Raw genomic sequence first — 12,357 nt, 5'->3', positions numbered from 1 at the left:
GCGTCAGCCTGGCGCGCCGGCAAGTATCCAGTCGACGACCTTTTTCGCGTCCTCGGCTGAAATTCTGGGGTTCGGCGGCATCGGCACAGGTCCCCAGGTGCCCGCACTGCCATTCTTGATTTTCCCTAGCAGCAGGGCAGCGGCGCCGGGTTCGTCCTTGAACTTGGCGCCCACGTCCTTGTATGAGGGGCCGACGACCTTGCGGTCAACCGCGTGGCACGCCAGGCAATTGTTCTTGGTCAAGATCGCTTGGATTGTGGCGTCCGGGGCCGCAACACAGGTCAGGCTGGCAGATGCCAACCCGACCGACACGAACAGCTTGGTGATACGCATAAGGGGCGGTGCTCCTTTGATTGAAAAATCAGCCCAGGGTGAATCGGCGGCTCTTGAAACTGATGGTGTTCCTGAACTCCTCGACGGAGCCCACTTTCCGGATGTTCCCCCAGGTGCCTTTGTAGTAGGGAATGATGTTGCGGTCGGTCCACTCGGTCGTGACGTCGCCCTGGATGCCGTTCACGTAGCCGAACATCATGAATGTCTGGCCGCGCTTGATCTCCGGCACCGGGTACACCATTGCGTAAGTCGACCCGTAATCGTTGTAGACCTCGACCACGTCTGAAGCCTCGACGCCCAGCTCCTGGCAATCGGCGGGATTGATCTCGATGTATGCCATCGGATAGCGGTCCTGGGCGAAGCTGTTGTACTGGTCGTGATAGGCCGTTTGCCAGATCTCGTTGTTGCGGCCGTTGTTCAGCCAGAACTTGTACTTCTTCTTTTGGGCGGCCACGGGCTCGGGCAGGCCTTTCCACTGCGCCGGCTTGAAGTGAGCTTTTCCGTCGGCGGTGTCGAACTTACCGTCCGTGTAGAGCATTTCGGTGCCTTTGAGCTTCCCGTCCGCGTAGGCCTGAACGGGTAACTGGACGCCGTTATTGCCGGCGGCGAGCAACCGTTCGTAGGTCACCAGGTGACCGGTATCTCCACCCTGGCTGTCGATCTTGGGCGCGTCCTTCTGGCCCGCCCGACGAAACCCATCATTGAACGCATCCTCTTCCGTCTTCCAGTCGAATCCGGCGAAACGTTGCGCCATCTTGCTGTTGCCTTCCTTCTCGTACATGGCTTTCAGCGTGTTGGCGATTCGCGCGGCGATCAGGCAGTCCGCTTGCGCTTCCCCGGGCGGGTCCATGAACTTTTGCGACAGGCGAATGCGCCGCTCGCCATTCATGGACGTCAGGTTCGTTTCGCCCGGGTGCGCCGCTGGAAGCAGCAGATGGGCAGCCTCGGCCAGCTTGGTTGGATAGAGATTGATGCTTGCAACAAACAGTCCGCCTCGTTGCGTGGCCGCATAGATGATGTCGACCATCTCTTCGGTTGAAGCGCCGCGCGCTTTCTGCATGGCTTCCTTCACGATGGCGGACCGCTTGAACACCGCCTCTCGGAGCGCTTGCGCGTTATTGCTGGTCTGGAAGTTGTTGGACCCCCACCAGGTCATCATCCTGCCCTTGCCTTTGATGAGTTCCTGGTCAATGTAGATTTTCTTGTCGCCAGGGTAGGGGGGCCTGGCATAACCCTCTTGGTGCCCCCCCATGCGTACACATCCGGTGCCACGGCGCCCCACGTTGTGCGTGGCGATGACCAGATCCAGCAACGCCGACTGAATGACGTAGTTGTCGTTGCCCCAGATGATGCCTTTTTCGTAGGCATGCATCGTGCGCGGAAGCTGCCCTGTCTTCTTCGGCTTGTACGACCACTCCGCCGCCTTCTTCAGGTCGTCGACCGGCACGCCCGTGATCTTGCTGCATTCCTCCAGAGGCATGCGATTCGCCTTAACGGCCTCATCAAATCCCGCCGTGTGCGCCTTGATGAACGGCTTGTCTACCCAGCCCTGTTCAACCACGTAGGTAAACAGTCCGTTGAACAACGCGATGTCAGTGCCGGGTTCGATCGCCAGATGCAGCACTCGATCTTTTCCGGCTATCTGTCGGGCGATCGCGATGGAGGGCGTGTCGCGCGGGTCCACGAAGACGATGCGGGTAGTTGGAAGATCTTCACCCGCGAAGCGCGCCTTTTTCTTGTCGACCGTCTGCCCGTACAGATTCGGAACCCAGTGGTTCAGGAAATAGTTCGTCTGGGACTCGTAAGGATTATTGCCAATGGACCACAACACGTCGGCAAGCTCGGCGTCTTCGTAGGCGTTGTTGAGTTCGCCGACGCCCATCTCGCGCGTGGCGTGGCATTCCGAGTTGTACGCCGGGCGATTGTGGATACGCACCATCGGCGTCTGTAGCGCGGTGAACATCAGCTTGCCCGTGCCCCAGGTGTTCTCGAACCCTCCGCCCGCCCCGCCGTGGTCAAAACACGAGAACACAATGCCTTCCGGGCCATCGGTATCCAGCACCTTCTTCAACAGCCCGGCGTACAGCGCCAGGGCGTTGTCCCACGGAACGTCCACCCATTGGTCGGCGGCATACATGCGCGGCTGTTTCAGGCGCGCCTTGCCATCGCCATCGGGCGTGTACATATAGCTGGCCATCCGGCCGCCACGGGTCGAACTCAAGCCGCTGTTGACCACGCATTCCTTGTCCGGAACGATCATGATGTTGTGACGCGAGCCATCCCGCTGCGTGATGACGTTGGTCATCGCCGGGGTAAGCGTCAACGCGAAAGGCGGTAGCTGCTGACGAAAGTCCTGGCCCAGCGCATTCTCCTCGGGCGCCCGGCCTCCCTCGCTTTGCTCGGGCCATTTGTAAACGTGGTACCCACAGCCGACGATACAGAAGTGGCACGTCATATTCGTGCGCGCGGCATCCTTCGGCGGCAAGGTGATGCGGTCTTTGGGTGCGGACATGAGCGTCTCCCGACTTACAGAATGTTGGCCTGGCGGCCGTAGATCAAGCCTTCGACCCCAACCGCGGATATCCCGTCCGAACTGGCGTCATAGCGCAGCAGAATCCGTGGGAGGTTTTCGGTGGCTTGCCCGCAGATCATCTGGCCTGCCTTCTCGGCGTCAAACTCGCTGAAGTGGCACGGGCACTTGAACGTTTTTGTTTTGTTGTCGAAAACTGTGGGGCAGCCCATATGCGTGCACATCGTGCTGTACGCGACGATGTCGTGGTCAGGGCCAACGCCGCCGGGAACGGGATGCCCGAGCTTCACAGCGGTACACGGCGAGGCAGCGTCGGGATAGGCGAACTGCAGGGGCGTGTCGGCCGTGAGCTTCTGCGCGACGGCGATGGACTTCACGGGGTAGGGCAGCGTGGTTCCGGTGTGCGGCGCCGTGGCCGGTTGGGCTTGGGCGGGCATGATCGGGATGAGTGTTGCGGCAGCAACAGCACCGCCCGTTCCGCTCAACTTGAGGAATCCGCGCCGGGTAAGGATTTGTGGCTCTGACATGTCGATATTTCCTATTGAAACGAAATGACGGCTTCAGTACTCTGTAGAGCGATAAGCAAAGGGCATGCCAAGTGTCTCTGGCATTGCCCTACACAGGAGGAGACCAAGACCATGGGCACAACGCGATGCCGGAGAGGTAACGTCCAGGCGCCCCAACAGGGGCTGGCGTTACCGTTCGGTAACCGCCGCAGCTTTCTCGCGGCCGGCGTAGCGTCTATCGCGGCCTGTACCTTGCCGCGCAACGCAGCGGCGTCCGCGCCGCTTAGGTTAGGCACGACCGCGGTGTTCCTGGACGACCAGCTCCAACTGCTGGATATCTGGCGGGCCGATCTTCAAGCAGCGCTTAAGCAGGACATTCAGTTCGTCCAACGACGCAGCTACGGGGAAATCGTGGACCTGCTGTTGCGCGGCCAGATCGACGCGGCATGGATCTGTGGCTACCCTTACGTCTTGAACGCCGACAAGCTCAAGCTGCTGGTGGTGCCGCAGTACCAAGGCAAACCGCAGTACCGGTCGTACCTGATCGTGCCCAAGGAGGACCGAAGCACGGCAGGAATTGCAGACTTGCGCGAACGGGTCTTCGCCTACAGCGACCCACTTTCTAATTCCGGCTTTCTGGTGCCTCGGACGGAACTGCTTGCCGAGCATCAGGACCCGCTACGGTTTTTCAGCAAGGCTTTCTTCACCTTTGCGCACAGCAAAGTTGTGGAGGCGGTCGCGGCGGGGCTGGCCAGCGGCGGGGCGGTCGATGGATACGTCTGGGACAGCATTGCGTCGCAACATGGCGCGCGCGCCGCCGGCACCCGCGTCGCATGGCGATCCCCGGAATATGGGTTTCCGCCCGTCGTGGTCGGCGAGCATGTTGCCGACGACACCGCGCTTGCGCTGCGCGATGCTTTGCTCCAGATGCACGCGCGTTCGGATGGCCGCTTGATACTCAAGCGCCTATTCCTCGATCGGTTTGTTGAGGGGCCCGATAGCCTGTACGACGGCATCCGTGGGTTGGTGCGCACGTCAGCGGGCGAAAACCCGGCACGAGATTCTGCATGAAGTCGGCCCGTTGGAACCCCTGGTCCAGAATCAGCTATCGCTACAAGGTGCCGTTGGCCTTGGCCGCCGCGATCGTGGTAACGGAACTGGTGGTTACCGCGACGCTGATGCGAACCGCTTACGTCGGCATGCTGCGAGACACGCGGCAAAGCGCGATGGCGTTAACGCAGGTTTTATCCTTGTCGGTGCGCGAACCCTTGATGCGTGACGATCTGTGGCGGGTCTACGAGGCGTTGCGCATACCGCTCACGGCAGGAGATGGCGCCCCAGGCTTGCGGTCGATCATTGTGCTGGACCCCGGCTTGCATGTGTATGCGTCATCCGATCCGCATCGCTATCCGGTGCTGACGCCCGGCGCCGGTTTGCCCGCCGAGCTGGCTGCTGCGGCGCAAACCCTGCGTGACGATCCGCGCACCTTTGTATTCAATACCCCCGATAGCCTGGACGCCACGTTGGCAGTCGCCGGCGCCGCAGTTGTGTCGGAAGATGCGGGATTGGCTGGATACGTGCTGGCGTCTTACGACGCTAGCATCTGGCGCCAGCGCCTGTACGACCTGGTCAGCCAGGTGCTGCTGGTCAGCATTCCCGGGCTGCTGTTGCTACTGGCGCTGGGCTGGTTATGGGGAAACCGCATCGCACGGCCGCTGCTGTCTTTGGCCCAGGCGACTCAGCGTGTCGGGCGCGAACCGGCGGCCAACATCGGACTTTCCTTGCGCAAGGAAGGAAGCGACGAAATCGCGGTGTTGGGGCGCAGCTTTGCATCCATGCTGACGCAACTGGAACGACAGGAAGCGCTTGAACAGGAAATCATTGCCGCCGAACGGCTGGCAGCGGTAGGCCGAGTGGCTGCCGGGGTCGCGCACGAGATCAATAACCCGCTTGGCGGCATGCTCAACGCGTTGGATACCTTGGAAAAGCACGGTTCCTACGATGAATTAACCCAAAGAACAGTCGGCCTGACGCGACGGGGCTTGATGCAGATTCGACGTACCGTCGGCGCCTTGCTGGTGGAAGCACGCCTGGATTCGTCCTTCATGCACACAACGGATTGGCAGGACCTGCGCCTCTTGATCGAGCCCGAATTGTCAGAGAAGAACGCCACGCTGCTGTGGGACGTCACCACCCGGGACGAATTGCCGCTGCCCGCGCATCTGGTGCGCCAGATGGTCTTGAACCTGCTCATCAACGCAAAGAACGCCGTGGAGCGCGGCGGGAGCGTCAGCTGCACCGTGACCGGAACCGCCGACCGCCTTTCAGTAGAAATAGCAAATTCCGGGCAGCACATTCCACACGATGTGCTGCCCCATTTGTTTGAGCCTTACCGGGTAGATGCCCGGGGAGCGGGGCGGGCAGAGGGCCGCTCCCGCGGACTGGGCCTGTGGGTGACTTACCAAATCGTCACGCAATTGCAAGGCACGATCGAAGTGATAAGCGAAGAAGGCTATACCGCCTTCACCATCACACTGCCTTGCGGCGCACCCATTGAAAAAACGAACTTGGAGCTGACGCCGTGATACAGCCATATGTCTGTTTGATCGAAGACGACGCCATCATGGGCGAATCCATTGTGGAAAGGTTTCGTCTGGAGGGAATCCGTGCCGACTGGTTTTCCAAGGCGTATGAGGCAAGGGATGCCATCCACGCCAATGCCTATGGCGTGGTGATCAGCGATGTCCGCCTGCCAGACTTGGATGGCGACGAACTTTATCTACAGTTGGTGGCGCAGGGCGGTACGTTGCCACCGTTCATCCTGATGACGGCCTATGCCACGGTGGAAAGGGCCGTGGATTTGCTGAAGCTCGGCGTCAAGGACTACGTGACCAAGCCTTTTGACATCGCGACGCTGATCCAGACCGTGCGCGATGTTGTCCCGGCGCAGGCCTCGCCGGAAAGCGATACGGAACTAGGGGTGTCGCAGGCGGCCCAGAATCTACGCCGCATGGTGCCCCGGCTGGCGGGCCGTGCGTCGGCCGTCCTGTTGGTTGGAGAGTCAGGGGTTGGCAAAGAGGTATTGGCACGACTGATCCACAGCCAGGCGGGGCCGGACCTTACCGCGCGGCCGTTCGTAGCCGTGAACTGCGGCGCCATTGCCTCCACCATCGCCGAAGCGGAATTCTTCGGCTATGAAAAGGGGGCTTATACCGGTGCGGACAAGCTGCGCAAGGGTTACTTCGAACAAGCTGACGGCGGCACGCTGTTCCTGGATGAAGTCGGAGAGCTATCGCCGGCGCTGCAAGGCGCGCTGTTGCGGGCGATACAGGAAAAGCGTGTCCGCCGACTGGGTGCCGAGCACGACACCCACACCAAGTTCGACCTGGTCTGCGCCACCAACCGAAACCTGGCCGAGATGGTCAGCGCCAAGTTGTTCAGGGAAGACCTTTACTACCGGATCAACACCGTCACCCTTGAGGTGAAGCCGCTGCGCGATCGGCCTGAAGACATCCTCTGGCTGGCCAAACGGTTTGCCACCAGCATCGCCGAGCGCCTGGGAGAGCCTGCAAAAACCCTGCACCCGTTGTCGCTGGCCAAGATGCAGGCGTACCCCTGGCCGGGCAATATCCGCGAATTGCATAACCGGATCGAACGCGCCTGTCTGGTCAGTCAGTCCAGCGTCTTGTTGCCGGGGGACATCTTTCCTGAAGGTCCGGACGGCGACCATTTTCACGATGAGCCGCAAGTTGGGGAAGAGGCCACGCTCAACGCCTACCAACAGGTCTGTGAGCGGCTGTACATCGAAGAGGTGTTGCGCCGGCACGGCGGCCGCATTCAAGAAACGGCCGACGTCTTGAGCATATCCAGGAAGAACCTATGGCAAAAAATGAAGCGCTACGGTATTGACCTGAAGCGCCGAAGCGAATAACGTTGGTATCAACAACTAATTTGGCCACCAAGAATGAATTCAACAAGAACACGTCTGGCCAGTCGGGACGCCGAAGCGCTCTATGAAGCGGTGAACCAGCTGATCAGGGTCCATCAGTTCCGCGATCGCGATCGCATTTGTTGCTATGACGTGTCCGTGGCGCAGTGCTATGCCTTGGAAACCCTGGTCAAGCAAGGGCCGCTGCGGTTGCAGGCGCTTGCGCAGGTGATGTTCCTGGACAAGAGCACGGCCAGCCGAATTGTTGATTCGCTGGAACGCAAGGGCTACGTCACAAGGATCGAAGATGCCGCCGACCGCCGGGCGGTGCAGCTTGAGCCGACCGCGGCGGGGCGCAAGCTGTATCAGACCATTCGGGCGGATCTGGTTGCCGAAGAATTTGCCATGATCGAACACATGAAGCCCGAGGTCCTGGAGGCATCGCTTGATCTGCTGCGGCAGTTGACGCGCGCCGCACAAGCACGTTGTGGCGTCGCCTCGACGTGTGCCGTGGAGTTTGAGCCGTAGAGTCCAAGCCGTAGAAATTGCGGCTTTTTTTTAAGCAAATAGTTGCTAGTACCAATTAAATACGGCTTCGGCCGTGTCCCAACCCCATGAAGAGAGGTACCTGGAATGCGCATCAATGACCACCCCGTCGCAATCATCGGAGCCGGCCCCGTCGGGCTGAGCGCCGCCGCTCATCTGCTGGACAGAGGCATACCCTTCGTCGTATTTGAAGCAGGAGACCAGGCTGGGGCAAGTTTGAGCCGGTGGAGACATGTACGGATGTTCTCTCCGTGGGGCTACAACATCGATAAGAAAGCTGGCGAGTTGCTCGCGCAGTCGGGGTGGGTTGCCCCGCCCAGTGACGCTTATCCCACCGGACACGAATTGCTGACGCAGTATTTGCAGCCCTTGTCGGAAGTGCAGTTGATCAATCGCTGCCTGAGAACCCATCACCGGGTGTTGGCTGTCAGCCGCGTCGGGCACGATGTCATGAGGAGCCATGATCGGGCTGTCGCACCTTTCCTGCTGAGAGTCAGCGGACCCCACGGCGAGCGGGATGTCCTGGCGCGGGCCGTTATCGATGCCTCTGGTACCTACAACACACCAAACTGGATGGGCGCGCACGGCATCCCGGCCTTGGGAGAAGAGCGGTTCGCGGCCCAGATCGCCTATGGCATTCCCGACATTCTGGGAGACGCCCGGCAGCGATACGCCAATCGTCGAGTGTTGGTGATTGGCGGGGGCCATTCCGCCTTCAATGCGCTTCAGGACCTGGTGGAACTGGCCAGCATCGAACCTGGTACACGGGTTTATTGGGCGATCCGCGGGGCTTCAACCGATCGGCTTTTCGGAGGCGGAGAAAATGACCAGCTTGAGGAGCGCGGCAGGTTGGGAACGACAGTCAAACAGCTTCTGGACGAGGGAAGGATAGTGCTTTTCACCGGCGTCGACGTTGACCGCGTGAGCGATTCCGACGAGGGCTTGACGGTTCACAGTGGCGTCAAGGCGCTTGCCCCCGTCGACGAGATTGTCGTCGCAACGGGATTTCGTCCCGACCTTCGCTTGATGGCGGAGCTTAGGCTCGAACTAGATCCTGCAACGCAAAGCCCTATCCGCTTGGCTCCAATGATCGACCCGAATGTGCATAGTTGCGGGACAGTTCGGCCCCATGGCGCCTCGGAACTGGGACATCCCGACGAGGGGGTGTTCGTCGTTGGAATGAAAAGCTATGGGCGTGCGCCTACGTTTCTAATGCTGACAGGCTATGAACAGGTCCGATCTGTTGTGGCCGCACTAGCCGGCGACTTGGAAGCTGCAAAACGAGTGGAGCTTGTGCTTCCTGAGACCGGTGTGTGCAACACGCAAGTTCGTCGTGCAAGCGCTGAAGCAAAGTGCTGCACCTAATCTGCAATTGTCATCGGAGGGGCGCAGGCGGAGGTTCAATCTGCGACCCCGCTGCCGATGAAAACGGTCCACGTCGACGAGGAGGTTTTAAGGAAGGATCAGGATGGCCACATCTGCGCGCCCTAAAAGCTCTTTGCACGGGACTCCCAGAATGGCGTTCTTGAGGCCGCCGCAGTGCGACTTGCCTGCGACGATTAGGTCGGCGTCCATCTCACGCCCGAATGCCAAAAGAGACTCAATAGAATCGCCCGCAAGGATATGAAGACGCGGCTGCAATTCGCGTTCTCGAGCTGCGGACAAGAGCGTAGCCCACTCGGTCCCAATCTGCTTATGCACATCAGCGAGGAATGACTCCTCGGATTCGCTCAAAAGCTCATCCAGCTTTGGGCGCACTGCGAGGAACGTCAATGCAGCATGGTTGGCTTGTGCCAAGTCCAAGAGCGCCACCAACGATGGCCGACTCAGGTGTGCGAGGTCGAAATCCACCAGAATGCGCGTAAACATCATCTTCACCCATGAGGCCAGGCAACGTGATTCGCCAGCGTCCCTCAGGCTGATCGGAACGTCGATAGGCAGGATAACCGGTCCGATCCCACCCGCATTTCTTGAAAAGAACGGAAGCTATTCCGTATGTCCAGGTATATGGAAATAAAATCCGTTCGTCAAGTTGATGAAGATAAGGAGAGGAGGGCGTAAACCTTATTGGGTCTCCGTCTCATGCGTCATCGCTTCACGAGCCAGGCGTGCGATCTCCGCGGCCATGCCCTTGCGCTCGCTATATCGGTCCGTGAGATAGTCACTTCGGTCCCGCACCAGCAGTGTGAATTTATAGAGTTCTTCCATGACATCCACCACCCGGTCGTAGTAGGGCGAAGGCTTCATGCGGCCGGCTTCGTCAAACTCCTGAAACGCCTTGGCGACTGAGGACTGGTTCGGGATGGTTACCATGCGCATCCAGCGGCCCAGCACGCGCAAGGCGTTTACCGCGTTGAAGGATTGGGACCCGCCCGAAACCTGCATAACCGCAAGCGTGCGGCCCTGTGTCGGCCGCACACTACCCGTCTCCAGCGGCAACCAGTCGATCTGACTCTTGAACACACCCGTAAGCGTGCCGTGCCGCTCGGGGCTGCACCATACCTGCCCCTCGGACCACAGGGATAGTGCACGCAATTCAGCCACTTTTGGATGGTCCGCGGGAACACTATCGGGCAAAGGCAAGCCGCTCGGATCGAAAATCCGGGTCTCGGCGCCGAGCCGCGTCAAAATTCGCGCCGCCTCTTCAGTGAGCAACCGACTGTACGAGCGTTCACGCAGGGAACCGTACAGCAGCAGTATGCGGGGCGGATGCGTCGCGCCGGCCGTCAGCGACAGCTTGTCGTGCGTGGGGACGTCCAGCAAAGAGTCATCCAGGCTCGGAAGATCGAGGTCAGAGGGTGAAGAATACGTCGTCATTGCAATACACTCACTCGGGCAAAAATTGTAGTTTTGGGCGGCTGAGCCACGCTGCCAGCCAGAAGCTTGCGGCCAGTAATAACGCCACCACCAAGATTGAGACAAGCACTCCGTCGTAGGAGGAACCAATGGCCCAAAGGGCCGCGGCGCCCACCGGGGCGGCGGCGCGCGCAAATGTCATCGGCACGGTCAGGAGCCCGTTGATGGCTCCGTAGGCATGTCGGCTCAACATTTCAGGCACAACCATGCCACGAACGATCGTGAATATGCCGTTGGCTCCGCCGTAAACCACGCAGATTGCCGCGACGACAATGAAGTCCGTGTGCAAGTAGGCGAGGGCGCCAAAGGCGAGCGGGAAGACCGTCACCACCGCTGTACCCACCATTCGCATGGAGGCGCGTGCCGCGAAAATGCTCACGACGATTCGGCCCGCCACTTGGGCGGGGCCGATCAAAGCGATGGCTTGAACAACCGAAGCGGTGTCGATGCCTCGCTCGCGCAGCAAGGGGTACATATGGAACGTAAAGGCAGAGAACATGGCCGCGTATGCTGTCAGCGACAACAGCAGCGCCCAGAAAACAGGCCGACGCAGCGCTTCCTGAACAGCTACGCGATTTCTTTCGCGCTGTTCACCTGGATTGACGTTGTCGGTCGGCCTGGCATCTCGGGCAGGCTGAATAAAGAGCAGGTAGGCGCCGGTGCAGATGATTGCGTTGACCGCAGCTAGTGCGATCAATGCTTCACGCCAGCCCCATTGATTCAACAGCCATTGCACCAGCGGGATAAAGACAGTACTGGCAAAGCCACCCCATAGCGTCAGAGCGGTAATGCCCGCCCGTGAATGACCCGGACCCACGCGGCGCGCGATCACGGCGAAGGCCGGCTCGTAAAGCGTGGCTGCTTGCAACGCGCCCAGGGCTGCGACAAGGACGTAGAAAGCCGGCAGGGACGTCACTTGAGACCAAAGCAACAGCAACCCTCCCGCGAGCAGTGAGGAAAGGCCCATTACCCAACGACCGTGTCCACGATCAACCGCAACACCCACCGGATATGCGGCCAGCGCGGCGAGGATCAGCCCGAGCGTGGCAGCGCCGTATAGGTCGGGTTTGCTCCAGCCAAGCTCTTTGCCCATCGCCTCGGCAATCAACGGAAAGCTATAGTAGAGCGATCCCCAGGAACAGATCTGTCCTATCCCCAATGCTGTGACCAATCCGTGCGCCTTGTCGGATGGATGCACAGTGTCCGCGGCTGTCGAAGGACTTGGCATGGTTTAGCGCACGCGCTTTCCGCTGTCGTCGATGACCACTTCGCCATCTTCTTTGGTGAACGGGCCGCGCTGGGGAGCCTCGAGGATGTCCAATACCTCCTCGGAAGGCCGGCACAGGCGAACACCCGAAGGAGTCACGACAAACGGGCGGTTGATCAGAATGGGATGCGCCAGCATGGCGTCGATCAACGCATCATCGCTTAAGGATGCGTCGTCCAGCCCAAGCTCGAGATACGGCGTCCCCTTCTGGCGAATAGCGTCACGAACGGTCAAACCTGCTTGGGCGATCAGATCAACGAGGGTGGCGCGATCCGGCGGCGTTTGTAGATATTCGATAACTTGCGGTTCGATCCCCGCGTTGCGTATCAGCGCTAGCGTGTTCCGGGAGGTTCCGCATTGGGGATTGTGGTAGATGGTAACGGTGCTCATA

At 60.1% G+C, this 12,357-nt stretch carries 12 protein-coding genes; 5 read left to right on the top strand and 7 right to left on the bottom strand.

Annotated elements, in window-relative coordinates:
• Positions 1–3: 3 nt before the first annotated feature.
• Genes KYT87_RS21735 through KYT87_RS21725 form a run of 3 tightly spaced genes read right to left on the bottom strand, consistent with a single transcriptional unit; the run spans position 4 to position 3,390 of the window.
• Positions 4–333 (bottom strand): c-type cytochrome, encoded by a 330-nt coding sequence (locus KYT87_RS21735; RefSeq protein ID WP_219990829.1) that lies wholly within the window; start codon positions 331–333, stop codon positions 4–6.
• A gap of 28 nt (positions 334–361) precedes the next feature.
• Positions 362–2,845 (bottom strand): arsenate reductase (azurin) large subunit, encoded by a 2,484-nt coding sequence (locus KYT87_RS21730; protein ID WP_088590544.1) that lies wholly within the window; start codon positions 2,843–2,845, stop codon positions 362–364.
• A gap of 14 nt (positions 2,846–2,859) precedes the next feature.
• The gene (locus KYT87_RS21725; protein WP_088590545.1) at positions 2,860–3,390 is read right to left on the bottom strand and encodes an arsenate reductase (azurin) small subunit; all 531 of its coding nucleotides are present in this window, start codon (positions 3,388–3,390) and stop codon (positions 2,860–2,862) included.
• Positions 3,391–3,672: 282 nt separating this feature from the next.
• Here KYT87_RS21725 and KYT87_RS21720 point away from each other — a divergent pair, with 282 nt between their 5' ends.
• From KYT87_RS21720 to KYT87_RS21700, 5 genes are all read left to right on the top strand, one after another.
• Positions 3,673–4,440: a PhnD/SsuA/transferrin family substrate-binding protein gene (locus tag KYT87_RS21720; protein WP_234818383.1), complete on the top strand. Its 768-nt coding sequence runs from the start codon at positions 3,673–3,675 to the stop codon at positions 4,438–4,440.
• Positions 4,441–4,499: 59 nt separating this feature from the next.
• Positions 4,500–5,954 (top strand): HAMP domain-containing sensor histidine kinase, encoded by a 1,455-nt coding sequence (locus tag KYT87_RS21715; RefSeq protein ID WP_255593415.1) that lies wholly within the window; start codon positions 4,500–4,502, stop codon positions 5,952–5,954.
• Positions 5,955–5,971: 17 nt separating this feature from the next.
• Positions 5,972–7,300 carry a sigma-54 dependent transcriptional regulator gene (locus KYT87_RS21710; protein WP_118932908.1) on the top strand — a complete coding sequence of 443 codons (1,329 nt, stop codon included), beginning with the start codon at positions 5,972–5,974 and terminating at the stop codon, positions 7,298–7,300.
• A gap of 33 nt (positions 7,301–7,333) precedes the next feature.
• A complete protein-coding gene (locus tag KYT87_RS21705; protein ID WP_088590549.1) occupies positions 7,334–7,825 on the top strand; it encodes a MarR family winged helix-turn-helix transcriptional regulator in 492 nt (163 codons plus the stop codon).
• A gap of 105 nt (positions 7,826–7,930) precedes the next feature.
• On the top strand, positions 7,931–9,208 hold the full coding sequence (locus KYT87_RS21700) for an FAD-dependent oxidoreductase (protein WP_088590550.1): 1,278 nt from the start codon (positions 7,931–7,933) through the stop codon (positions 9,206–9,208).
• Positions 9,209–9,295: 87 nt separating this feature from the next.
• Here KYT87_RS21700 and KYT87_RS21695 read toward each other — a convergent pair whose 3' ends face one another.
• The 4 genes from KYT87_RS21695 to arsC form a co-directional block, all read right to left on the bottom strand.
• Positions 9,296–9,715, bottom strand: a complete 420-nt coding sequence (locus KYT87_RS21695) for a universal stress protein (protein ID WP_234818384.1) — start codon at positions 9,713–9,715, stop codon at positions 9,296–9,298.
• 192 nt (positions 9,716–9,907) lie between these two features.
• Positions 9,908–10,660, bottom strand: coding sequence for an arsenical resistance protein ArsH (gene arsH, locus KYT87_RS21690; protein ID WP_088590551.1), 753 nt, complete (start codon positions 10,658–10,660; stop codon positions 9,908–9,910).
• Positions 10,661–10,670: 10 nt separating this feature from the next.
• Positions 10,671–11,870: an MFS transporter gene (locus tag KYT87_RS21685; protein WP_205736601.1), complete on the bottom strand. Its 1,200-nt coding sequence runs from the start codon at positions 11,868–11,870 to the stop codon at positions 10,671–10,673.
• Between the two features lie 60 nt (positions 11,871–11,930).
• Positions 11,931–12,356, bottom strand: a complete 426-nt coding sequence (arsC, locus tag KYT87_RS21680; RefSeq protein WP_088590553.1) for an arsenate reductase (glutaredoxin) — start codon at positions 12,354–12,356, stop codon at positions 11,931–11,933.
• Position 12,357: the final 1 nt, after the last annotated feature.

The sequence above is a fragment of the Achromobacter sp. ES-001 genome (assembly GCF_019448355.1).
In the GTDB taxonomy this organism is placed as follows: Bacteria; Pseudomonadota; Gammaproteobacteria; order Burkholderiales; family Burkholderiaceae_B; genus Achromobacter; species Achromobacter spanius_B.
This window is presented reverse-complemented; position numbering and strand designations above follow the sequence as displayed.

Excerpts from the sequence above, each read along its gene's own strand:
- KYT87_RS21725 (WP_088590545.1), bottom strand. The coding sequence starts at position 3,390 with ATGTCAGAGCCACAAATCCTTACCCGGCGCGGATTCCTCAAGTTGAGC.
- KYT87_RS21700 (WP_088590550.1), top strand. The coding sequence starts at position 7,931 with ATGCGCATCAATGACCACCCCGTCGCAATCATCGGAGCCGGCCCCGTC.
- KYT87_RS21735 (WP_219990829.1), bottom strand. The coding sequence starts at position 333 with ATGCGTATCACCAAGCTGTTCGTGTCGGTCGGGTTGGCATCTGCCAGC.
- KYT87_RS21695 (WP_234818384.1), bottom strand. The coding sequence starts at position 9,715 with ATGATGTTTACGCGCATTCTGGTGGATTTCGACCTCGCACACCTGAGT.
- arsH (WP_088590551.1), bottom strand. The coding sequence starts at position 10,660 with ATGACGACGTATTCTTCACCCTCTGACCTCGATCTTCCGAGCCTGGAT.
- KYT87_RS21705 (WP_088590549.1), top strand. The coding sequence starts at position 7,334 with ATGAATTCAACAAGAACACGTCTGGCCAGTCGGGACGCCGAAGCGCTC.
- KYT87_RS21730 (WP_088590544.1), bottom strand. The coding sequence starts at position 2,845 with ATGTCCGCACCCAAAGACCGCATCACCTTGCCGCCGAAGGATGCCGCG.
- arsC (WP_088590553.1), bottom strand. The coding sequence starts at position 12,356 with ATGAGCACCGTTACCATCTACCACAATCCCCAATGCGGAACCTCCCGG.